Raw genomic sequence first — 21,825 nt, 5'->3', positions numbered from 1 at the left:
TTATTTAGCCCTTTCAATGATTTCTACTAGCCTCCATCGCTTGTTCTTCGACATTGGCCTTGTTTCCATTACTCTTACAGTGTCACCGATTTGACAAGTATTCTCATTGTCATGAGCGGTGATCTTTTTTGTTTTGGTAACAAACTTACCGTATATAGGGTGCTTTACTTTTCTTTCAACAGAAACAGTGATGGTTTTTTCCATCTTATTGCTCACAACCCTACCAATTCTTTCTTTTCTAAGATTTCTTTCCATGGTCTTACTTTGCTAGTTCTAGTGAACGTAATCTGGTTTTTAATCTTGCAATTGATCTCCTAGACTCCTTGATTTTATTAGGATTCTCAATTGGAGATATAGCGTGAGCAAACTGCAACTTTTGCAAACTTTCCGTATCAGAGGCGATCTTCGCGATCAACTCTTCTTTTGTCAACTGAGCTATTTCAGAATTTTTCATGTCATTAACTAATTAACGTAATCTCTACGTACCACAAATTTTGTCTTAACAGGCAATTTCTGAGCCGCTAGTCTAAGAGCCTCTTGAGCAAGCTCCACGCTAACACCAGAACACTCGAACAATACAGTACCAGGCTTAACGCATGCTACCCAGTAATCAGGAGCACCCTTACCTTTACCCATACGAACTTCAGCTGGCTTTGAAGTAACTGGCTTGTCTGGAAAAATTCTAATCCAAACTTGTCCTTCTCTCTTCATAGCTCTTGTCATCGCGATACGAGCTGCCTCAATTTGTCTACTGGTAATCCAGGCTGGTTCCAGAGACTTTATACCGAAAGATCCAAAAGCGATAGAGCTACCACGGTGCGCAAGACCTTTTACTCTACCTTTCTGCTTTTTTCTAAATTTTACTCTTTTTGGCTGTAACATCTTTAATCAAATTAAAGTCTCAAAAATTATTTTTTCTTGCGTCTCCTTTGTCCACCGCCAGAGTTGTTCTTACCTCTGCGGTTTCCTTGGCCTTGATTAGGCTCTACTGGAGAAAGGTCTCTTTTGCCGTAAACTTCACCTTTGAAGATCCACACTTTGATACCTAATTTTCCATATACAGTATCCGCTTCACTCAAAGCATAGTCAATATCAGCTCTCAATGTATGCAAAGGAATTCTACCTTCTTTGTACATTTCCGAACGTGCCATTTCAGCACCAGCCAAACGACCCGCAACTTTAATTTTGATACCTTGAGCACCAACTCTCATCGCAGCAGCAATAGATTGCTTCATAGCTCTACGGTAAGAGATTCTTGCAGCCAATTGTTGAGCGATAGACTCACCTACCAATTTAGCGTCAAGCTCTGGTCTCTTGATTTCAAAGATGTTGATTTGTATATCTTTTCCAGTAAGCTTTTTAAGCTCTTCCTTGATACGATCTACTTCAGCACCACCTTTACCGATAACAACACCTGGTCTAGCTGTATGAATCGTCAAAGTAATACGCTTAAGAGTTCTCTCAATGATAATTCTTGAGATACCACCTTTAGGAATTCTAGCTTTAACGTACTTTCTGATTTTTTGGTCTTCTACCAATTTATCAGAAAATTCTTTTCCGCCGTACCAGTTAGATTCCCAACCTCTTACGATTCCTAGTCTTAAACCAATAGGATTTACTTTTTGTCCCATACCTTATTTCGTGTTATCAGAGTTTTCGTTTACTTCAACACCAGCATTCAAGCTATCCACATAAATAGTCACGTGGTTAGATCTCTTTCTGATTCTGTGTGCTCTCCCCTGAGGTGCTGGTCTTAATCTTTTCAATATACGAGCACTATCAACGAAGATTTCAGACACTACTAGATCCGCAGTATCTATATCTTGGTCTTCGTTCAAATTCTGCCAGTTAGCAATCGCCGACACTAGAAGTTTTTCCAAGGCAATTGAACTGTGCTTCGATTGGAATTTCAATATATTCAAAGCGTCTTCAACTCGTCTTCCACGAACCAAGTCAGCTACCATCCTCATTTTACGAGGAGAAGTAGGCACGTTTCTTAATCTTGCTACAGCTTTCATTATCTCTTACCTTTGTCTTTTTTAGATATATGACCTCTAAAATTACGAGTAGGAGCAAATTCGCCTAGCTTGTGTCCTACCATGTTGTCAGTAACGTAAACAGGTATGAATTTATTCCCGTTATGTACTGCGAAAGTATGACCTATGAAATCTGGAGAAATCATCGATCTTCTAGACCAAGTCTTGATCACCGACTTTTTCCCTGACTCTTCCATCGCAATGACTTTCTTATCTAACCTTTGATCTATATAAGGTCCTTTTTTTAACGATCTAGCCATTATTTTTTCCTTCTGCTAATGATTAACTTATTAGAATACTTCTTAGGAGCGCGTGTCTTAAGCCCTTTAGCGTAAAGACCCGTTCTTGATCTTGGATGACCTCCAGACGAACGACCTTCACCACCACCCATTGGGTGATCAACTGGGTTCATAGCCACACCTCTAACGCGAGGACGACGTCCCATCCAACGCTTACGACCTGCTTTACCAAGACGAACGTTCATGTGATCGCCATTAGAAACAGTTCCGATTGTCGCAAAACAAGTACTCAACACAAGTCTCATCTCACCAGAAGGTAGCTTTACAGTAACGTATTTACCTTCTTTCGCCACTAGCTGAGCATATGTACCTGCACTTCTTGCCAAGATACCACCTTTACCCGGCACTAATTCAATATTATGAATGATAGTACCTAGAGGGATATTCTTAAGCAACACGTGATTTCCAACTTCAGGAGCTACTGTCTCGCCAGAAACGATAGTTGCGCCTACTTCAAGTCCTTCAGGAGCAACAATATAAGCTTTCTCTCCATCAGCGTAAGTTAGCAATGCGATACGAGCCGTTCTGTTTGGATCGTACTCGATAGCCTTCACTGTAGCTGGGATATCAAACTTTTGTCTAGCGAAATCAACAACTCTTAGCCTCTTCTTGTGTCCACCTCCGAGGTAGCGCATGGTCATTTTACCATCGTTATTTCTACCACCAGATCTTTTCTTAGTAGCCAACAAGCTCTTCTCAGGAGTCGACTTAGTGATCTCCTCGAAAGTAGGGGCTAGTCTATATCTTTGTCCCGGAGTTACCGGACGTAATCTTTTTACTGCCATTTTCTAGATTTTTTAAATTCCGCTGTAAAAATCAATCACTTCACCTTCAGCGACTTTCACAATAGCCTTTTTATAGCTTGTTGAACGTCCTGTAATAACTTGTGACTTAGTGTAGCGAGATTTTTTCTTACCTAAGTAATTGATAGTTCTCACGCTTTTCACGTTCACTCCGTAAGTTTTCTCTACAGCCTTCTTAATCTCGATTTTGTTCGCGTTGGTAGCTACGACAAATCCGTAAACACCCTCTTCGTTTTGAGCTGAGGCCTTTTCTGTGAGTAATGGTCTTTTTAAGATACTCATAATCCTTAAGCGAATAAGTTTTCAAATTTTTCAACAGAACTTTCGAAAAGCACCAAGCTATCCGCGTTCAACACATCGTAAGTGTTGATAGAAGAAATCTCAGACACTTTGCTGTTCTTCAAATTGCGAGAAGCCAAATAAACATTCTCGTTGCTTTCAGGAAGGATAGTCAACACCTTCTTACCAGCAAGAGACAAGCTTTTCAACACTGCAACAAAAGCTTTTGTCTTAGGAGCATCAAGGTTCACATCTTCGATAATGATGATGTTGTTCTCTGAAGCTTTGTAAGAAAGAGCTGACTTTCTTGCCAATGTTTTAACTTTTTTGTTCAATTTGAAACCGTAGTCTCTTGGTTCTGGACCAAATACTCTACCTCCGCCTCTAAACAAAGGTGATTTTATACTACCCGCTCTGGCAGTACCCGTACCTTTTTGCTTTTTGATCTTCTTAGTAGATCCTGCAATTTCAGCACGTTCTTTCGACTTGTGCGTACCTTGTCTTTGATTTGCTAAGTACTGTTTTACATCAAGGTAAATAGCGTGATCGTTAGGCGTAACACTGAAAACCGAATCAACAAGACTCACTTTTCTTCCGCTTTCGCTTCCGTCAGATTTTAAAACTGCTAATTCCATTTCTTTTACTTCTCTAGGATAACGAATGAATTCTTTGCTCCTGGTACAGAACCGCTAACTATAACGACATTCTTTTCAGGAATCAATTTTAAAACTTGAAGGTTTGCAACCTTCACTCTTTGGCCTCCAGTTCTACCAGCCATTTTCATTCCTTTGAATACTCTCGCAGGATATGAACAAGCACCAATAGCACCCGGTGCACGCATTCTGTTGTGCTGACCATGAGTTGCCTGACCTACACCACCAAATCCGTGTCTTTTAACAACACCTTGAAAACCTTTACCTTTTGATGTACCTACCACGTCGATGAATTCACCTTCCTCCAACACAGCAGCAGCAGTCACTTCCTCGCCAAGATTGATCTCGCCATCCCAATCACGGAATTCAACAAGCTTTTTCTTAGGAGTCGTGCTAGCTTTGCCAAAGTGGCCCAACATCGCTTTGGTAGTGTTCTTAGCTTTCTTTTCACCGAAGCCAAGTTGCACAGAATTGTAACCGTCAGTATCAACAGTCTTCACTTGCGTCACAACGCAAGGACCAACTTCTAACACCGTGCATGCGACACTGAGTCCATCGGCACTGTAGACGTTAGTCATTCCAATTTTTTTACCAATTATACCTGACATTTTACTTATTAATATTTAGTAAATATTTAACCTTTGCGAAACAAAATCCACAAAGGGAATGCAAATTTAGGAAAATATACTTTCTAATAAAAGCACACTTAGTAAATTTATTATCTATTTGCCTAAAAAAAAGGGACTTACGATAAATCGAAGTCCCCTTTTTATAATATTGCAATTAAAATCAAACTTTAATCTCTACATCAACCCCGCTTGGAAGCTCTAGTTTCATCAAAGCATCTACTGTTTTCGCACTGTTAGAGTAGATATCAACCAATCTCTTGTAAGTGCAGCTTTGAAATTGCTCTCTCGACTTTTTGTTCACGTGAGGAGATCTCAAAACAGTATAGATTTCTTTCTCAGTTGGCAACGGAATAGGACCGCTTACCACTGCACCAGTGCTTTTTACCGCCTTTACGATCTTCTCTGAAGACTTGTCTACTAGATTATGATCGTATGATCTTAATTTTATTCTAATCTTTTGGTTCATTTTAAATATAGTTTATCAGCCGTTTGCCTTAACTTCCTTTTTCTTCAATGATCTTCTTAGCGATATTGCCAGGAACAGTATCGTAATGCGAGAACGTCAATGACGCCGCACCTCTACCTGAAGTAATCGTACGCAAGTCAGTAACATAACCGAATAGCTCCGACAAAGGAACATCAGCTTTGATTACTTGAGCACCATTCTTAGTATCCATACCTTTCATAATACCTCTACGTCTGTTCAAGTCACCAGTTACTGGTCCAGTGAACTCATCAGGAGTCACAACTTCAACACCCATAATAGGCTCTAATAATTCAGGTCCTGCTTGTCTACCAGCTTCTTTAAAACCTAGTCTTGCAGCCAATTCGAAAGATAGAGAATCCGAGTCAACATCGTGGAATGATCCGTGATACAATCTAACCTTCATACCTACTAGAGGATAACCAGCCAAAGGACCATTAGCCATAGAACTAGTGAAACCTTTCTCAATCGCAGGGATGAATTCTCTAGGAATCACACCACCAACAATCTCGTTAACAAACTGCAATCCTTCTTCTTTGTCATCGTCTCTTGGCCCGATTTCAAATACGATATCGGCAAATTTACCTTTACCACCAGACTGCTTTTTGTAAACTTCTTTATGCTCCAAGTTTGAAGTCAATCTCTCACGGTATGCTACTTGAGGAGCACCTTGATTAACCTCTACTTTGAATTCTCTTCTCAAACGATCCATGATGATATCAAGGTGAAGCTCACCCATACCTCTCATGATAGTTTGACCTGTTTCTTCGTCAGTGTTAACTCTCAAAGTTGGATCTTCTTCCACAAGCTTAGCGATAGCCATACCCATCTTATCAGCATCCGCTTGAGTTTTAGGCTCAATAGCGAAACCAATTACAGGCTCAGGGAAAGTCATTGACTCAAGAATAATTTTATTCTTCTCATCAACTAATGAATCTCCAGTTTTAATATCTTTAAAACCAACACCAGCGCAGATATCACCAGCTTCAACTACTGGAATCTGATTCTGCTTATTTGCGTGCATTTGAAGCAAACGCGAGATACGCTCTTTCTTCTCTGTTCTTGCATTGTAAACATAAGAACCAGACTCAAGCTTACCAGAGTAAACTCTCATAAACGCCAAACGACCTACAAATGGGTCAGTAGCGATTTTAAATGCCAACGCAGAGAAAGGTTGATCAATACTAGCTTCACGAGACTCAGTCTCACCAGTATCAGGATTAGTTCCTTCAACAGCCGGCAAATCAAGAGGAGAAGGCAAGAATGCACAAACAGCGTCCAATACAGCCTGAACACCTTTGTTCTTAAATGCAGATCCACAAAGAACTGGAGACATAGACATGTCAATCACAGCTTTACGGATAGCTTCCATCATTTCTTCCTCAGTTATTGAATCTGGATCCTCAAAGAATTTCTCCAACAACTCCTCGTCATACTCAGCAACAGACTCTACCAATTTTTGTCTCCACTCTTCAGCATCTTCAACCAAATCAGCAGGAATCTCTTCCTCAACATAAGTCATACCCATGTCATCCTCATTCCAGATGATAGCCTTATTCTTGATAAGATCTACAACACCACGGAAGTTCTCTTCAGCTCCGATAGGAATTTGAAGAGGCACAGGGTTAGCACCTAATTTATCTATAATTTCTTGAACAGCACCATAGAAATCAGCACCTGCTCTATCCATTTTGTTAACAAAACAAATACGAGGCACACGGTACTTGTCAGCTTGTCTCCATACAGTCTCTGACTGAGGCTCAACACCTGAAGACGCGCAAAACAAAGCAACAGCTCCATCAAGAACACGCAAAGAACGCTCTACTTCTACTGTAAAGTCAACGTGTCCTGGAGTATCGATGATGTTAATGTCGTAAGGCTTAGAAAGACCTTTTACTTGCTTACCAAGTTCAGTCGGGTAATTCCACTGAGTAGTTGTCGCAGCAGAAGTAATAGTAATACCTCTTTCTTGCTCTTGCTCCATCCAGTCCATAGTGGCAGCACCCTCGTGCACTTCACCAATCTTGTGACTAATACCAGTGTAGTAAAGTATACGTTCAGTAGTAGTAGTCTTACCAGCATCAACGTGAGCCATGATACCGATATTTCTCAAAAATTTTAAGTTCTTAGCCATTGGATATTTTAAAATCTAAAGTGTGAAAATGCTTTGTTAGCTTCAGCCATTCTATGCGTATCATCCTTTTTCTTCACTGCGGCTCCTTCACCTTTTGACGCAGCGATGATCTCACCAGCTAATCTTTCAATCATCGTCTTTTCACCTCTTGATCTCGCATAACGAATCAACCAGCTAATCCCTAGGTAAGTCTTACGACCAGGGCGAACCTCCATAGGAACTTGGAAAGTGGCTCCACCTACTCTTCTTGATTTCACCTCTACACCAGGCATAACATTGTTCAATGCCTTTTTCCAAGTCTCAAGACCATTCTCACCAACTTTATTCTCTACCAACTCGATAGCGCTGTAGAAAATATTGTAAGCAATACTCTTCTTCCCGTCGACCATTAACATGTTTACGAATTTAGTTACCAAAGTATCATTATACTTTGGATCAGGAAGAATATATCTCTTCTTTGGTTTCGCTTTTCTCATTTTTAATTTCTCTTAAATCTGTTTTTTACTTCTTGTCTTTTGGACGCTTAGCTCCGTACTTAGATCTTCCTTGCAATCTACCGTTAACACCCGCAGTATCCAACGCACCACGAACGATATGATATCTTACACCCGGAAGGTCTTTTACTCTTCCACCTCTGATCAACACGATAGAGTGTTCTTGAAGGTTGTGACCTTCACCACCGATATAGGCGTTCACTTCTTTACCATTTGTTAATCTTACTCTGGCAACCTTACGCATCGCAGAGTTAGGCTTCTTAGGTGTAGTAGTATAAACCCTTGTACACACACCTCTTCTTTGCGGGCAAGAATCCAAAGCTGGAGATTTTGACTTTGAAGTCAAAGCCTTTCTCCCTTTTCTCACTAATTGCTGTATAGTAGGCATTTAATAAATTATTATTGAATTTTTAATTATCCCAATAAAATGAGAACGCAAAGGTATTGATTATTAGGCACTAATCAAAACCTTTGCGTCAAAAGAAATTTTTATTATGTTAAAAAAACACTACGCTTCGCCCATTGCTCCACCGAAATTAATCGGAAATTTAGGGTTGTCCTCAATTGATTTTACAGGACCGAAGTTTGCCTCGTATTTCTTTATATTGTCTTCCAGAGCTTTTAACAGCCTCTTGGCATGCTCAGGAGTGAGTATAATTCTTGACTTCACTTTTGCCTTAGGCACGCCAGGCATCATTCGAATAAAGTCAATTACAAACTCGCTTTGAGCGTGAGCGATCATGGCTAAGTTGGTATAAACCCCCTCAGCCATATCTTCAGAAAGCTCTATGCTTATCTGATTTGGATTTTGCTTTTCGTCAGCCATGAATCAACTAAGCTTTAGCTCCTTTAATACTTGCTGTCGACGCGTAATCACCTACTTCATAATCATCCTTAGGCGTAACTATTGGCCCTTGAAAAGCTCTAGTTCCTGTACCTGCTGGAATCAAGTGACCAACGATCACATTTTCCTTCAGACCCTTAAGCAAATCTTGCTTACCTCTAATAGATGCTTCACTTAACACCTTAGTAGTTTCCTGGAAGGAAGCTGCTGAGATAAAGCTTTCCGTACCTAATGAAGCCTGAGTAATACCTTGCAACGTAGGCTTTGACACGGCAGCTTGGGCATCTCTTACTTTTACTATCTTAAGATCCTTACGCTTAAGCGCTGAATTCTCATCTCTTAATTGTCTTGAAGTAATAATCTGACCAGCTCTCATGCTTGAAGAATCACCAGCGTCTGTCACAACCTTTTTCTCAAGAACATTATCGTTCTCTTCAGAGAACTGCAACTTATCCACAAGTTGATTAGCCAAGAAAATTGTATCTCCCGGATCAACGATAATTACTTTCTGCATCATCTGTCTTACGATCACCTCAATGTGCTTATCATTGATTTTCACACCTTGTAGACGGTATACAGCTTGAATTTCGTTCACTACGTACTCCTGAACTTTTGTAGGACCTTCGATTGAAAGAATATCCGCTGGAGTTTTCGCTCCATCAGACAATCTCATACCAGCCTTCACAAAGTCATTTTCCTGAACCAAGATATGTCTTGACAACGGAACAAGGTAACGCTTCTTGATACCATCTTTCGACTCTACGAAGATCTCTCTGTTACCACGCTTGATTCCTCCATAAGAAACAACACCGTCAATCTCAGAAACTACTGCAGGGCTAGACGGGTTACGAGCTTCAAACAACTCAGTAACACGCGGAAGACCTCCGGTAATATCGGCAGACTTACCTGTCATTCTTGGAATCTTAACCAAGACTTGACCAGCAATAACCTCGTCACCATCCTCTACAGACAAGTGAGCTCCTACTGGAATAGAATAAGATCTCTCTTCTTTTCCTCCAGTAATGTTAATAGTCGGGTTCTTAGTTTTATCCTTTGTCTCTATAATTACTTTCTCTTGGTGACCAGTCGCTTCATCAGCCTCTACTTTATAAGTAATACCTTCTTGAACTGATTCAAACTCAACTTTACCAGCAAACTCAGTTACGATAACTGCGTTAAATGGATCCCAAGAACAAAGTTTATCTCCTTTCGAAACCTTCTGACCATCCTTGACATTAAGGAATGCACCATAAGGAACGTTGTTTGAGCCTAACTCCTTGCCAGATTTAGCCTCCATGATCTTAATCTCACCTGTACGACCTAATACTACTTGAGTATCTTTGTCATCTTGATTCTTAGTTGAGATTGATCTTATTTCGTCAAATTTAACAATACCATCAAATCTTGCATCAATAGAAGCTTCCTCAGCAATGTGAGATGCAGTACCCCCAACGTGGAACGTTCTCAATGTAAGCTGTGTACCAGGCTCACCAATCGACTGCGCGGCAATCACGCCGACAGAATCGCCAAGTTGAGACATTCTGGCCGTAGCCAAGTTACGTCCATAACATTTAGAGCAAACACCTTGCTTCGCTTCGCAAGTCAATACTGAACGAATTTCGATTTCATCAATTCCAGCATCGTCAACTCTTTTTGCAAGCTCTTCAGTGATCTCCTCTCCAGCTTTCAAAATTGGAACTTCATCTTCCTCAGCACCAGGCCTGAATACATCATGAACAGATGTTCTACCCAAAATTCTCTCAGACAAAGGCTCAACTATCTCTTCATTATCCTTCAATGGAGTAACAGCCAATCCTCTAAGAGTGCCACAATCAGACTCGTGAATCACAACATCTTGAGCCACATCCACCAAACGACGAGTCAAGTAACCAGCATCGGCAGTTTTAAGAGCTGTATCGGCAAGACCTTTACGAGCACCGTGAGTAGAAATAAAGTACTCGATTACATCCAGCCCTTCCTTAAAGTTTGAAAGAATAGGGTTTTCAATAATCGCACCTACTGAACCTGCGATATTTTTTTGAGGCTTAGCCATCAAACCACGCATACCACCCAACTGACGAATCTGCTCTCTCGAACCACGAGCTCCTGAGTGCATCATCATATAGATACTGTTGAATCCTTGCTCATCATCCTCAAGCTGAGTCATCAACGTAGTCGTCAGCTGCGAGTTGATCTTAGTCCAAATATCAATCACCTGATTGTATCTTTCATTATCTGTGATAAGACCCATTTGGTAGTTATCCCATACAACAGACACTTCATCTTTAGCTTGATTAATCAAAGCCTCTTTTTCATCAGGAATCATGATATCGCCAAGTCCCATTGACAAACCTCCTTTATAGGCTGTCTGGAATCCTAAATGCTTAATATCATCAAGGAACTGTGCTGTACGAGCCATACCAACGATTTTAAACACATTGGAAATGATCACCTGAAGCGCTTTCTTGGAAAGCAATTCGTTAACATAGCCAACTTCCTCTGGCACGAATTGATTTACTAGAACTCTACCAGCAACAGTCTCTATAATTTTTGTCTCCAATTCGCCAGTCTCATCATTACGAACCTTAGTTCTAACTTTGATGATAGCGTTTTTAGACAATCTACCTTCATTAATCGCAATTACAACTTCTTCAGCTCCATAGAATGTCAAACCTTCACCCTCAATTGGATGGTCAGGCGTTGATCTTCTACCCTTAGTCAAGTAATAAAGTCCCAATACCATATCCTGAGAAGGAACGGCGATCGGATTACCATTGGCAGGGTTCAAAATATTGTGAGAAGCAAGCATCAAAATAGACGCTTCAAGAATTGCCTCATGACCTAATGGAACGTGAACGGCCATCTGGTCACCATCGAAATCGGCGTTAAACGCAGTACATACTAATGGATGCAACTGAATCGCTTTACCTTCGATAAGCTTAGGCTGGAATGCTTGAATACCAAGTCTGTGAAGCGTAGGAGCACGGTTTAGCAATACAGGGTGTCCTTTAAGAACATTCTCCAAAATATCCCAAACAACTGGATCCTTACGATCAACAATTTTCTTGGCAGACTTAACCGTCTTTACAATACCTCTTTCAATTAGCTTTCTAATAACAAAAGGCTTGAAAAGCTCCGCGGCCATATTTTTAGGAAGACCGCACTCATGCATTTTAAGCTCTGGCCCTACCACAATTACAGAACGGCCAGAATAGTCAACCCTTTTACCAAGCAAGTTTTGACGGAAACGACCTTGCTTACCTTTAAGCATATCACTTAAAGACTTCAAAGCTCTATTTCCTTCTGAACGTACAGCGTTTACTTTTCTAGAGTTATCGAACAATGAGTCAACAGCCTCCTGAAGCATACGCTTTTCATTTCTCAAGATCACCTCTGGAGCCTTGATATCAATTAGACGCTTAAGACGGTTATTTCTGATAATAACTCTTCTATAAAGGTCATTCAAATCAGATGTAGCGAATCTACCACCATCCAATGGTACTAATGGACGCAATTCTGGCGGAATCACAGGAACCATTTTGATAACCATCCATTCAGGTCTGTTTTCGATTCTTGTTTTTGAATCTCTAAACGCCTCAACAACTCTCAAACGCTTCAACGCTTCTGTTTTACGTTGTTGAGAAGTATCAGTAGCCGCTTGATGTCTTAAGTCATAAGACAACGTATCCAACTCAGTTCTTGACAATAGCATTTCAAGAGCTTCAGCTCCCATTTTCGCTATGAATTTCTGAGGATCATCATCGTCCAATAACTGATTTTCTCTAGGAAGTTTGTCTATGATATCCAAATATTCGTCTTCTGTCAAGAAGTCCATTTTTTCGATACCGTCATCTTCCTTGATACCTGGCTGAATTACAACGTAGCGCTCGTAATAGATAATCTGGTCAAGCTTCTTTGTAGGCAAGCCTAATAGATAACCTATTTTGTTAGGCAAAGACTTAAAATACCAGATATGAGCCACAGGAACAACCAATTCGATATGTCCCATACGCTCTCTACGTACTTTTTTCTCTGTTACCTCAACACCACATCTGTCACAGATGATACCTTTATATCTAATTCTCTTATATTTTCCACAGTGACATTCCCAATCCTTAACAGGCCCGAAAATACGCTCACAGAACAAGCCGCCCATTTCAGGCTTGTATGTTCTGTAATTGATTGTTTCCGGTTGGGTAACTTCGCCATGAGAGCTCTCCAGAATAGATTCTGGAGAAGCAAGGCTTATGGTCACTTTATTAAAGTCTGTGGAGATTTTTCTATTTTTTCTAAAAGCCATAATATGAACGAATTCAAAAGAGAATAATAGGTCCTAAATTTAGTTTAATGTAATTTCCAATGCCAAACCTCTCAATTCGTGCACTAACACGTTGAATGACTCTGGAACGTTAGGTTTAGCCATATTCTCTCCCTTAACGATAGCTTCATAAGCTTTGGCTCTACCTATTACATCATCCGATTTGATTGTAAGAATCTCTTGCAGGATATTGGCTGCGCCAAATGCCTCAAGAGCCCACACTTCCATCTCTCCAAAACGCTGACCACCAAATTGTGCTTTACCACCAAGCGGCTGTTGCGTAATCAAAGAGTAAGGACCAATAGAACGAGCGTGCATTTTATCATCCACCAAGTGACCTAGCTTCAACATGTAAGCTATACCCACTGTAACTGGTTGATCAAATCGCTCACCCGATAGACCATCATACAAGTAAGTTCTACCGTATTCCGGCAAACCTGCTTCTTTGATCTCAGACGAAACTTCCTCCAATGTAGCTCCATCGAATATCGGCGTAGAATACTTTCTACCCAACTTCAATCCTGCCCATCCAAGAACTGTTTCATATAGCTGACCAATGTTCATACGAGAAGGTACACCTAGCGGGTTAAGGCAAATATCAACCGGCGTTCCATCTTCCAAGAAAGGCATATCCTCTTCTCTTACGATTTTCGCGACAACACCTTTGTTACCGTGACGACCGGCCATCTTATCACCTACTTTAAGCTTACGCTTCTTCGCGATATAAACTTTAGCCAACTTGACAATACCTGCAGGAAGCTCATCTCCAACTTCTAGAGTAAATCTTTCCTTTTTGAATTGTCCAATCAGCTCATTTCGTCCCAAATTATAGTTTGTCACCAACTGCTTCAATAAGCCATTCAGGTGCTGATCATCAGTCCAATCATCCAAGATAAGATCTGACAATAAGTTAACTTCCTCAGGAACATTATATGTGCTTTCATCTCTGAACACATTTTTCGCAGGGAAAATGTTATGCTCGATATTCGCTACAGAGAATCCAACTCCTTTAGCCAATATCTCTTCGCCAAATTTATGGAAAACACCTTGACAAGTCTTATTTTCCAATAATTCAGCCATTTTCTGAATCATAACACCCCTGATTTTCAATAGATCAGAGCTATATTTTTTCTTAAGAACCTCAACGTCTTTTCTCGCTTTAGCTCTCAAATCTTTATCTTTCTTAGGTCTTGAGAATAATTTTGTCTCAATAACAACACCTCTCAATGAAGGAGAAGCTTTCAATGAAGCATCTTTAACATCACCAGCTTTATCACCAAAGATTGCTCTTAGAAGTTTCTCTTCCGGAGTCGGGTCAGTCTCACCTTTTGGAGTAATCTTACCAATTAAGATGTCGCCTTCTTTGATTTCAGCACCAGTTCTGATGATTCCATTTTCGTCAAGATTCTTAACAGCCTCTTCACTTACGTTAGGAATTTCAGAAGTCAATTCCTCTTCACCTCTCTTAGTATCCCTAACTTCTAGTTCATACTCATCAATGTGAATTGAAGTAAAGATGTCATCTCTAACAACCTTTTCGGAAATTACAATCGCATCCTCAAAGTTATACCCTTGCCAAGGCATATAAGCCACTTGCAAGTTTTGTCCAAGAGCCAATTCTCCAGTCTGCGTAGCATATCCTTCAGTAAGAATCTCACCTTTAACTACTCTTTGACCTTGCAATACAATTGGCTTAAGGTTCAAGCATGTGTCTTGGTTAGTTCTTCTAAACTTAATGATGTCATAAGTAATCAACTCATTGCTAAAGCCAACTAACTTTTGATCTTCATTTAGATCATATCTTACTACGATCTTCTTAGCATCCACAAAATCGATAACACCATCTCCTTCAGCTACAATAAGAGCTCTAGAATCTCTCGCCGCTTGAGCTTCAAGACCTGTACCAACAATTGGCGAATTTGGTTTCAACAAAGGAACTGCTTGACGCTGCATGTTTGATCCCATCAACGCACGGTTCGCATCATCATGCTCCAAGAATGGAATCATAGAAGCGGCAACCGAAACAATCTGATTAGGAGCTACATCCATATAAGATATTTCCGTTGGTGGAAGAACAGGAAAATCACCTTCAAGCCTTGCTTTAATCACATCATCCTTGAAAGTTCCATCACTATTCAACGGCACTTTAGCTTGGGCGATATTCTTACCATCTTCTTCCTCTGCCGTTAAGTACACCAAGTCGTCAGTAACTTTCCCTTCATTTACTTTACGGTACGGAGTTTCAATGAATCCCATGCTGTTCACTTTAGCATGAACACAAAGAGATGAAATCAAACCAATGTTTGGACCTTCAGGAGTCTCAATAGTACAAAGTCTACCATAGTGTGTATAGTGAACGTCACGAACCTCGAAACCAGCTCTTTCTCTTGAAAGACCTCCGGGTCCTAATGCTGACATTCTTCTTTTGTGAGTAATCTCAGCAAGCGGATTTGTTTGATCCATAAACTGAGACAACTGGTTGGTACCAAAGAATGAATTAATAACTGAAGAAAGCGTTCTCGCGTTGATCAAATCAACCGGTTTGAATTCCTCATTATCACGAACATTCATTCTCTCTTTGATAGTTCTGGCCATACGAGCCAAACCTACACCAAATTGAGCATATAGCTGCTCACCTACCGTTCTAACACGTCTGTTACTCAAGTGGTCAATATCATCGACTACTGCTTTTGAGTTAATCAGACCAATTAGATATCTTACGATAAGTATAATATCTTCATTTGTTAGTACTCTTTGATCTGTATCAAGAGAGATACCCAACTTCTTGTTTATTCTATAACGACCTACTTCTCCAAGATCATAACGCTTGTCACTGAAGAACAAGTTATGTATCAAATCTCTCGCAGTTTGCTCATCCGGAGACTCACTGTTTCTCAACTGACGATAAATTTGCTCAACAGCTTCTTTCTCACTGTTAGAAGGGTCTTTTTGCAAAGTATTATAGATGATGCTGTAATCTGTGATGTTAACATCAGCTTTATGAAGAATCACTGATCTTGAACCAGAATCAAGAATTTCCTCAATGTTTTCTTCAGTAATCAGCTCATCTCTTTCCAGAATCACTTCGTTTCTATCGATAGACACAACTTCTCCTGTATCCTCATCAACGAAATCCTCTGTCCAAGTTCTTAAAACACGCGCTGCCAATCTTCTACCGATCACACCGTTCAAAGCAGCTTTCGTAGCTTCGATCTCTTCAGAAAGTCCGAAAAGATCCAAAATGTCTTTATCAGAGCCATAACCAATCGCTCTAAGAAGAGTCGTCACTGGAAACTTTTTCTTACGATCGATGTAAGCATACATCACATTGTTTACGTCAGTGGCGAATTCAATCCAAGAACCTTTGAAAGGAATAATCCTAGCTGAATAAAGCTTAGTACCGTTCGTATGCTTACTCTGTGCGAAAAATACGCCTGGGGAGCGATGCAACTGAGATACGATAACTCTCTCAGCACCATTAATGACGAATGACCCTTTGGAAGTCATATAAGGTATATTGCCCAAGAACACTTCTTGCTCGATGGTTTCGAAATCCTCGTTATCCTCATCATTGCAAGAAAGTCGAAGCTTAGCTTTCAATGGTACAGAATACGTAAGGCCGCGGTCTATGGATTCCTGAACGGAATACTTGGGAGGGTCGACTGTATAATCTATAAATTCAAGCACAAAGTTTTCCCTACTATCGGTAATCGGGAAATTCTCTGCGAAAACTTTATACAATCCTTCTTGCGACCTTTTTTCAGCAGTGGTCTCTAACTGAAAAAAGTCCTCGAATGACTCCACCTGAACATCAAGAAAGTCAGGATAGTCGATGACTTTTTTAATTGAAGAGAAGCTCTTTCTACTAGAGTGAATATTATTAGCCAAGGTTCTATATTTTATTTATGGTAAAAAGAATTTGTATTCGGAGAGTTTACTAGGAAATAATCCTTGATTCCATTTGTGAGCACAAACAGCAAAAGACCTGACTTTAGCCAGGCCTTAATAATTTGCCAACCATTAAAACAAATGGTTCAAATCAATATTATTTCAATTCAACTTCAGCACCAACTGCTTCCAATTCTTTCTTAAGTGCTTCAGCCTCGTCTTTAGCGATACCTTCTTTGATTGCTGAAGGAGCACCGTCAACTATTTCTTTAGCTTCTTTAAGACCAACACCTGCTAGTTCTTTAACAGCTTTAACAACTTTAAGTTTAGCGCTTCCAGCTGACTTCAAAATAACATCAAATTCAGTTTGCTCAGCAGCAGCTTCCTCACCACCAGCAGGACCTGCAACAGCAACAGCAGCAGCAGCAGCTGGCTCAATACCGTACTCTTCTTTAAGGATTTCTGCTAATTCGTTAACTTCTTTAACTGTCAAATTAACTAGCTGTTCTGCGAATTCTTTTAAATCTGCCATTTTACTTTTAAATTATTATTTTTTTATACCTTATATTAACGTTCTGAAAGAGTTTTAAGAATACCTGCGATATCACCTCCAGATCTCTTAAGACCAGAGATAACATTCTTAGCAGGAGACTGAAGCAACCCAATAACTTCTCCGATAAGCTCAACCTTAGATTTAAGCTTGCTTAGTGGATCGATTTGGTTATCACCAACAAAAAGATCATAGTCGATGGAAGCGCCTTTCAATGTTGGCTTCTCAGCACTCTTTCTAAACTCTTTAAGTATTTTTGCAGGCAGGTTAGAAACTTCCTTAGAGAAGATAATACCTGACTGACCTTTAAATACATCACCATCCACGAAAGGAGCGAAATCAGCTTCCAGCCTTTCTAGCGCCTTACGGATGAGCGTATTTTTATATACCTTGTACTCTACTCCTTTTTCAAAGCAAAGTCTTCTGAAGTCGTTTATTTCTGCTACAGTAAGAGTTGAAGCATCTACAATATAGAAGAAATCATTTTCTTCAAATTTAGACAACAACTCTTCTATTACCTGATTTTTCTCTACCTTATCCATAATTATAACGCCTAAAATGTGCTACTATCAACCTTAATGCTCGGACTCATTGTAGTTGACAAGTGAATACTCTTGAAGTACGTCCCTTTAGCCGCTGAAGGCTTAAGTTTCGTAATTGTTTGAAGAACTTCTTTCACGTTGTCTTGGATATTCTCAGCAGAGAAAGATATTTTTCCTACGCTAGCGTGAATAATACCAGATTTATCAACTTTAAAGTCGATTTTACCAGCTTTCACGTCTTTAACAGCTTTACCAACCTCAAGGGTAACAGTACCAGCTTTTGGGTTAGGCATCAAACCTCTAGGTCCTAATACACGACCTAAACGTCCAACTTTCGCCATAACCGTTGGCATAGTGATGATCACGTCTACATCAACCCAACCGCCTTCGATTTTCTTGATGTACTCATCTAAGCCTACATAATCCGCACCGGCAGCCTTCGCTTCTTCTTCCTTATCAGGAGAGCAAAGAACCAAAACTTTAACGTCTTTACCAGTACCATGAGGCAATGCCACAACGCCACGTACCATTTGGTCAGCCTTGCGCGGATCAACTCCCAAGCGAACATCGATATCCACCGAAGCGTCGAACTTGGTAAACGTAATTTCTTTCAACAACGTAGAAGCTTCCTCCAACGTGTAAGCTTTGCTAGAGTCAACTTTAGCTAAAGCTTCTTTTCTTTTTTTCGTTAATCTCGCCATTTTCTAATGTTTTACTCTGCCCATGGAGCAGTACCAGAAATAGTAACACCCATACTTCTCGCAGTACCGGCAACCATTTTCATTGCTGATTCAACAGTAAATGCATTTAGGTCTGGAAGTTTTGCCTCAGCAATTGCTTTAACATCATCCCACGAAATAGACCCAACCTTGTCTCTGTTAGGTTCCGAAGAACCCTTCTTCAACTTCGCCTTCTCCAGAATCATTACAGGAGCTGGAGGAGTCTTAACTACGAATTCAAACGACTTGTCCGAAAAAATCGTAATCAATACCGGCAACACCTGACCTGCTTTATCTTGAGTTCTCGCATTAAACTGCTTACAGAACTCCATAATGTTAAGTCCCTTAGAACCCAACGCAGGACCAACTGGAGGCGAAGGATTTGCAGCACCACCTTTGATCTGCAACTTTAAGTAACCACTAATTTCCTTAGCCATCTTGCTAATCTTGTTTTTCTACTTGCATATAATTAAGCTCCACAGGAGTATTTCTCCCGAAGATCTTCACTACTACTTTAAGCTTCTTCCTTTCCTCTGACACTTCTTCGATCACACCTGTGAAGCCACTGAAAGGACCGTCCATCACCTTAATTTGTTCTCCTACGATGTATGGAGCTTCAACTTCTTGCTCAGAAGCTTCAACCTCATCCACCTTACCAAGAATCCTATTAACCTCCGATTGCCTCAAAGGCACAGGGTCGCCACCACCAGCTTCACTCAAGAAACCAATAACGCTAGGCACAGACTTAATAAAAGGAGCCATCTCCCCATGTGACAAATCCGCAGACAAAAGAACATATCCAGGAAAGTAATTTCTTTCCCTAACACGTTTCTTACCATTCCTCATTTCATACACTTTCTCAGAAGGTATCAAAACTTGAGGCAAGTAATCTTGCAAATCTTGGCGCTGAGATTCGGTCTCGATATAACTCTTAACCTTCTTCTCTTGACCGCTCACAACTCGGATAACATACCACTTATACTCATTCATAACAACCTGTATTAGAAAAATATGGGTTAAAAACTACCGTAGAACAAGTCCATGACATTCTTGAAAGAAAGATCAATCAGACCAATAATTACAGCAAAAACCAGACAACCGACCAACACCAACACAGAATTGGATTGCAACTCTTTGTAAGTAGGCCAAGTCACCCTATCCCTCATCTCTTCAATGGAATCTTTTATAAAAGTTTTCAATTTCAACATGGTCGTATAGTTTTTATTACAAAGCACGAAAGACAGGAATCGAACCTGAAAACAAGCTTATAAACAAGCTTATCAATCCATTTCATTCGCAAATCAAAACCTTGCACCCCAAAACGGGATGCAAAGTTAAGAATAATATTATCATTCAACAAATGTATCACCCTAAAAATGACACACTTAGATGAATATTAGTCCAAGATCTCAGTTACCTGACCTGAACCAACAGTTCTACCACCTTCACGGATAGCGAAACGCAATCCTTTTTCAAGAGCGATAGCGTTGATCAACTTAACCTCGATAGTAACGTTATCACCAGGCATAACCATCTCAACACCTTCTGGAAGAGTGATCTCACCAGTTACGTCAGTTGTTCTGAAGTAGAACTGAGGACGGTATCTGTTAAAGAATGGAGTGTGACGACCACCTTCTTCTTTTGACAACACATAAACCTCAGCTTTGAAGTGAGCGTGTGGAGTCACAGAACCAGGCTTAACGATAACCATACCACGCTTGATATCAGTCTTATCGATACCTCTAAGCAATAGACCTACGTTATCACCAGCTTCACCTCTATCTAGGATCTTACGGAACATCTCAACACCAGTAATAGTAGATGTAAGATCTTCTGCACCCATACCTAAGATTTCTACAGGATCACCAGAGTTGATGATACCTCTTTCGATACGACCAGTAGCAACAGTACCACGACCAGTGATCGAGAATACATCTTCTACAGGCATCAAGAAATCAAGGTCAACTAGACGCTCAGGCTCTGGAATGTAGTTATCAACTGCATCCATCAACTCCTCAACCTTAGCAACCCACTCAGGCTCTCCGTTAAGAGCACCAAGAGCAGAACCTTGGATTACAGGAATATCATCACCTGGGAAGTCATACTCAGAAAGAAGCTCTCTGATTTCCATTTCTACTAGCTCTAGCAATTCCTCATCGTCAACCAAGTCAACTTTGTTCATGAATACAACCAAAGCAGGTACACCTACCTGACGAGAAAGAAGGATATGCTCACGAGTTTGAGGCATAGGACCATCTGTAGCAGCAACTACGATGATAGCACCATCCATCTGAGCAGCACCAGTTACCATGTTCTTAACGTAGTCAGCGTGACCTGGGCAATCTACGTGAGCATAGTGACGGTTTGCAGTTTCATACTCGATGTGTGAAGTATTGATAGTAATACCTCTTTCAGCTTCTTCAGGAGCGTTATCGATAGAACCGAAGTCTCTTTGTTCAGCAAGACCTTTGTCTGCTAACACTCTAGAAATTGCTGCAGTCAACGTTGTCTTACCATGGTCAACGTGACCGATAGTACCAATATTAACGTGCGGTTTCGAACGGTCAAAGGTTTCCTTAGCCATGTTTCTAAATCCTCTATTTAGTTAGTATAAAATAAAAATTTAATTCCAATTAAAATGAGCCAGAGAGGAGATTTGAACTCCCGACCTCTTCCTTACCAAGGAAGCGCTCTACCCCTGAGCTACCCCGGCAAAATTAATCGCGAGCGGGTGATGAGGTTCGAACTCACGACTTACAGCTTGGAAGGCTGTCGCTCTACCAGCTGAGCTACACCCGCTTATATTTATATAAATATAAACACAATAATCTGACAGCAAAATTCAAAATGAGACAAATTCCGATCTTTCCAACATCAAAATCGACATTTTAATCTTCGCATTTCGACCACACAACAAAAATCATTGCGTGGGGAGAGCAGGATTCGAACCTGCGAAGTCGAAAGACAACGGATTTACAGTCCGTCCCAGTTGGCCGCTTTGGTATCTCCCCTAACAGTCTAGCCACAGCTACGCCATAGCGAAATTTCGCCAATCAGAACGCAAAGGTATACTCTTTTTTTCATTTGTCAAATATTTCAAAAAAAAAATCAGCCATAATCAATTTCATTTTCAATAAGATAGGCCGACTTTAC

Annotated in this window: 24 protein-coding genes and 3 tRNA genes; all 27 read right to left on the bottom strand. The window is 40.4% G+C overall.

Features of this window, described 5'->3' with window-relative positions:
* The 27 genes from rpsQ to AABK36_RS02345 all read right to left on the bottom strand — a co-directional run bounded on the left by rpsQ (window position 1) and on the right by AABK36_RS02345 (window position 21,683).
* On the bottom strand, window positions 1–255 hold the full coding sequence (gene rpsQ / locus AABK36_RS02475) for a 30S ribosomal protein S17 (RefSeq protein WP_309937439.1): 255 nt from the start codon (window positions 253–255) through the stop codon (window positions 1–3).
* A gap of 4 nt (window positions 256–259) precedes the next feature.
* Window positions 260–454 (bottom strand): 50S ribosomal protein L29, encoded by a 195-nt coding sequence (gene rpmC / locus AABK36_RS02470; RefSeq protein WP_309937438.1) that lies wholly within the window; start codon window positions 452–454, stop codon window positions 260–262.
* Between the two features lie 8 nt (window positions 455–462).
* Window positions 463–882, bottom strand: a complete 420-nt coding sequence (rplP, locus tag AABK36_RS02465) for a 50S ribosomal protein L16 (protein ID WP_309937437.1) — start codon at window positions 880–882, stop codon at window positions 463–465.
* Window positions 883–908: 26 nt separating this feature from the next.
* On the bottom strand, window positions 909–1,631 hold the full coding sequence (gene rpsC / locus AABK36_RS02460) for a 30S ribosomal protein S3 (protein ID WP_309937436.1): 723 nt from the start codon (window positions 1,629–1,631) through the stop codon (window positions 909–911).
* 3 nt (window positions 1,632–1,634) lie between these two features.
* On the bottom strand, window positions 1,635–2,018 hold the full coding sequence (gene rplV / locus AABK36_RS02455; protein WP_309937435.1) for a 50S ribosomal protein L22: 384 nt from the start codon (window positions 2,016–2,018) through the stop codon (window positions 1,635–1,637).
* Window positions 2,018–2,296 carry a 30S ribosomal protein S19 gene (rpsS, locus tag AABK36_RS02450; RefSeq protein WP_309937434.1) on the bottom strand — a complete coding sequence of 93 codons (279 nt, stop codon included), beginning with the start codon at window positions 2,294–2,296 and terminating at the stop codon, window positions 2,018–2,020. The genes rplV and rpsS overlap by 1 nt, the downstream gene beginning before the upstream one ends.
* Window positions 2,296–3,120: a 50S ribosomal protein L2 gene (gene rplB / locus AABK36_RS02445; RefSeq protein WP_309937433.1), complete on the bottom strand. Its 825-nt coding sequence runs from the start codon at window positions 3,118–3,120 to the stop codon at window positions 2,296–2,298. The genes rpsS and rplB overlap by 1 nt, the downstream gene beginning before the upstream one ends.
* Before the next feature lie 12 nt (window positions 3,121–3,132).
* Entirely contained in the window at window positions 3,133–3,420 is a 288-nt protein-coding gene (gene rplW / locus AABK36_RS02440) for a 50S ribosomal protein L23 (protein ID WP_309937432.1), read from the bottom strand.
* A 5-nt stretch (window positions 3,421–3,425) separates the two neighbouring features.
* Window positions 3,426–4,052 carry a 50S ribosomal protein L4 gene (rplD, locus tag AABK36_RS02435; RefSeq protein ID WP_309937431.1) on the bottom strand — a complete coding sequence of 209 codons (627 nt, stop codon included), beginning with the start codon at window positions 4,050–4,052 and terminating at the stop codon, window positions 3,426–3,428.
* A 5-nt stretch (window positions 4,053–4,057) separates the two neighbouring features.
* Window positions 4,058–4,678 (bottom strand): 50S ribosomal protein L3, encoded by a 621-nt coding sequence (rplC, locus tag AABK36_RS02430; RefSeq protein WP_309937430.1) that lies wholly within the window; start codon window positions 4,676–4,678, stop codon window positions 4,058–4,060.
* 181 nt (window positions 4,679–4,859) lie between these two features.
* Entirely contained in the window at window positions 4,860–5,165 is a 306-nt protein-coding gene (gene rpsJ / locus AABK36_RS02425; protein WP_309937429.1) for a 30S ribosomal protein S10, read from the bottom strand.
* A 28-nt stretch (window positions 5,166–5,193) separates the two neighbouring features.
* Complete coding sequence (fusA, locus tag AABK36_RS02420) at window positions 5,194–7,317, bottom strand: elongation factor G (RefSeq protein WP_309937428.1); 2,124 nt, start codon at window positions 7,315–7,317, stop codon at window positions 5,194–5,196.
* 8 nt (window positions 7,318–7,325) lie between these two features.
* Entirely contained in the window at window positions 7,326–7,793 is a 468-nt protein-coding gene (gene rpsG / locus AABK36_RS02415; protein WP_309937427.1) for a 30S ribosomal protein S7, read from the bottom strand.
* A gap of 25 nt (window positions 7,794–7,818) precedes the next feature.
* Window positions 7,819–8,199, bottom strand: coding sequence for a 30S ribosomal protein S12 (rpsL, locus tag AABK36_RS02410; RefSeq protein ID WP_309937426.1), 381 nt, complete (start codon window positions 8,197–8,199; stop codon window positions 7,819–7,821).
* A gap of 120 nt (window positions 8,200–8,319) precedes the next feature.
* Entirely contained in the window at window positions 8,320–8,637 is a 318-nt protein-coding gene (locus AABK36_RS02405; protein ID WP_309937425.1) for a DUF3467 domain-containing protein, read from the bottom strand.
* A gap of 7 nt (window positions 8,638–8,644) precedes the next feature.
* The gene (rpoC, locus tag AABK36_RS02400; RefSeq protein ID WP_309937424.1) at window positions 8,645–12,955 is read right to left on the bottom strand and encodes a DNA-directed RNA polymerase subunit beta'; all 4,311 of its coding nucleotides are present in this window, start codon (window positions 12,953–12,955) and stop codon (window positions 8,645–8,647) included.
* A 39-nt stretch (window positions 12,956–12,994) separates the two neighbouring features.
* Window positions 12,995–16,861 carry a DNA-directed RNA polymerase subunit beta gene (gene rpoB, locus AABK36_RS02395; RefSeq protein WP_309937423.1) on the bottom strand — a complete coding sequence of 1,289 codons (3,867 nt, stop codon included), beginning with the start codon at window positions 16,859–16,861 and terminating at the stop codon, window positions 12,995–12,997.
* 157 nt (window positions 16,862–17,018) lie between these two features.
* Complete coding sequence (gene rplL / locus AABK36_RS02390) at window positions 17,019–17,393, bottom strand: 50S ribosomal protein L7/L12 (RefSeq protein WP_309937422.1); 375 nt, start codon at window positions 17,391–17,393, stop codon at window positions 17,019–17,021.
* Between the two features lie 35 nt (window positions 17,394–17,428).
* Window positions 17,429–17,953, bottom strand: coding sequence for a 50S ribosomal protein L10 (gene rplJ / locus AABK36_RS02385; protein WP_309937421.1), 525 nt, complete (start codon window positions 17,951–17,953; stop codon window positions 17,429–17,431).
* A gap of 11 nt (window positions 17,954–17,964) precedes the next feature.
* Window positions 17,965–18,654 carry a 50S ribosomal protein L1 gene (gene rplA, locus AABK36_RS02380; RefSeq protein ID WP_309937420.1) on the bottom strand — a complete coding sequence of 230 codons (690 nt, stop codon included), beginning with the start codon at window positions 18,652–18,654 and terminating at the stop codon, window positions 17,965–17,967.
* Between the two features lie 11 nt (window positions 18,655–18,665).
* Complete coding sequence (gene rplK, locus AABK36_RS02375; RefSeq protein WP_309937419.1) at window positions 18,666–19,109, bottom strand: 50S ribosomal protein L11; 444 nt, start codon at window positions 19,107–19,109, stop codon at window positions 18,666–18,668.
* Between the two features lie 4 nt (window positions 19,110–19,113).
* Window positions 19,114–19,662, bottom strand: a complete 549-nt coding sequence (nusG, locus tag AABK36_RS02370) for a transcription termination/antitermination protein NusG (RefSeq protein WP_309937418.1) — start codon at window positions 19,660–19,662, stop codon at window positions 19,114–19,116.
* Between the two features lie 26 nt (window positions 19,663–19,688).
* Complete coding sequence (gene secE, locus AABK36_RS02365) at window positions 19,689–19,880, bottom strand: preprotein translocase subunit SecE (protein ID WP_309937417.1); 192 nt, start codon at window positions 19,878–19,880, stop codon at window positions 19,689–19,691.
* A gap of 188 nt (window positions 19,881–20,068) precedes the next feature.
* On the bottom strand, window positions 20,069–21,256 hold the full coding sequence (gene tuf / locus AABK36_RS02360) for an elongation factor Tu (RefSeq protein WP_309937416.1): 1,188 nt from the start codon (window positions 21,254–21,256) through the stop codon (window positions 20,069–20,071).
* A 57-nt stretch (window positions 21,257–21,313) separates the two neighbouring features.
* Window positions 21,314–21,385: transfer RNA gene (locus AABK36_RS02355), tRNA-Thr, on the bottom strand.
* A 13-nt stretch (window positions 21,386–21,398) separates the two neighbouring features.
* Window positions 21,399–21,471 (bottom strand) — tRNA-Gly (locus AABK36_RS02350).
* A gap of 129 nt (window positions 21,472–21,600) precedes the next feature.
* Window positions 21,601–21,683, bottom strand: a tRNA-Tyr gene (locus AABK36_RS02345).
* Window positions 21,684–21,825: the final 142 nt, after the last annotated feature.

The organism is Aureibacter tunicatorum, from assembly GCF_036492635.1.
GTDB classification, from domain to species: domain Bacteria; phylum Bacteroidota; class Bacteroidia; order Cytophagales; family Cyclobacteriaceae; genus Aureibacter; species Aureibacter tunicatorum.
This window is presented reverse-complemented; position numbering and strand designations above follow the sequence as displayed.

Bases quoted from the DNA above. Each gene is read 5' to 3' on its own strand.
- rplJ (WP_309937421.1), bottom strand. From the start codon at position 17,953: ATGGATAAGGTAGAGAAAAATCAGGTAATAGAAGAGTTGTTGTCTAAA.
- rpsL (WP_309937426.1), bottom strand. From the start codon at position 8,199: ATGCCTACTATACAGCAATTAGTGAGAAAAGGGAGAAAGGCTTTGACT.
- tuf (WP_309937416.1), bottom strand. From the start codon at position 21,256: ATGGCTAAGGAAACCTTTGACCGTTCGAAACCGCACGTTAATATTGGT.
- nusG (WP_309937418.1), bottom strand. From the start codon at position 19,662: ATGAATGAGTATAAGTGGTATGTTATCCGAGTTGTGAGCGGTCAAGAG.
- rpsC (WP_309937436.1), bottom strand. From the start codon at position 1,631: ATGGGACAAAAAGTAAATCCTATTGGTTTAAGACTAGGAATCGTAAGA.
- rpsS (WP_309937434.1), bottom strand. From the start codon at position 2,296: ATGGCTAGATCGTTAAAAAAAGGACCTTATATAGATCAAAGGTTAGAT.
- rpsG (WP_309937427.1), bottom strand. From the start codon at position 7,793: ATGAGAAAAGCGAAACCAAAGAAGAGATATATTCTTCCTGATCCAAAG.
- rplP (WP_309937437.1), bottom strand. From the start codon at position 882: ATGTTACAGCCAAAAAGAGTAAAATTTAGAAAAAAGCAGAAAGGTAGA.
- rplW (WP_309937432.1), bottom strand. From the start codon at position 3,420: ATGAGTATCTTAAAAAGACCATTACTCACAGAAAAGGCCTCAGCTCAA.
- rplA (WP_309937420.1), bottom strand. From the start codon at position 18,654: ATGGCGAGATTAACGAAAAAAAGAAAAGAAGCTTTAGCTAAAGTTGAC.
- fusA (WP_309937428.1), bottom strand. From the start codon at position 7,317: ATGGCTAAGAACTTAAAATTTTTGAGAAATATCGGTATCATGGCTCAC.
- rpsQ (WP_309937439.1), bottom strand. From the start codon at position 255: ATGGAAAGAAATCTTAGAAAAGAAAGAATTGGTAGGGTTGTGAGCAAT.
- rpoC (WP_309937424.1), bottom strand. From the start codon at position 12,955: ATGGCTTTTAGAAAAAATAGAAAAATCTCCACAGACTTTAATAAAGTG.
- rplD (WP_309937431.1), bottom strand. From the start codon at position 4,052: ATGGAATTAGCAGTTTTAAAATCTGACGGAAGCGAAAGCGGAAGAAAA.
- rplK (WP_309937419.1), bottom strand. From the start codon at position 19,109: ATGGCTAAGGAAATTAGTGGTTACTTAAAGTTGCAGATCAAAGGTGGT.
- rpsJ (WP_309937429.1), bottom strand. From the start codon at position 5,165: ATGAACCAAAAGATTAGAATAAAATTAAGATCATACGATCATAATCTA.
- rplC (WP_309937430.1), bottom strand. From the start codon at position 4,678: ATGTCAGGTATAATTGGTAAAAAAATTGGAATGACTAACGTCTACAGT.
- rplV (WP_309937435.1), bottom strand. From the start codon at position 2,018: ATGAAAGCTGTAGCAAGATTAAGAAACGTGCCTACTTCTCCTCGTAAA.
- rpmC (WP_309937438.1), bottom strand. From the start codon at position 454: ATGAAAAATTCTGAAATAGCTCAGTTGACAAAAGAAGAGTTGATCGCG.
- AABK36_RS02405 (WP_309937425.1), bottom strand. From the start codon at position 8,637: ATGGCTGACGAAAAGCAAAATCCAAATCAGATAAGCATAGAGCTTTCT.
- rplB (WP_309937433.1), bottom strand. From the start codon at position 3,120: ATGGCAGTAAAAAGATTACGTCCGGTAACTCCGGGACAAAGATATAGA.
- rplL (WP_309937422.1), bottom strand. From the start codon at position 17,393: ATGGCAGATTTAAAAGAATTCGCAGAACAGCTAGTTAATTTGACAGTT.
- secE (WP_309937417.1), bottom strand. From the start codon at position 19,880: ATGTTGAAATTGAAAACTTTTATAAAAGATTCCATTGAAGAGATGAGG.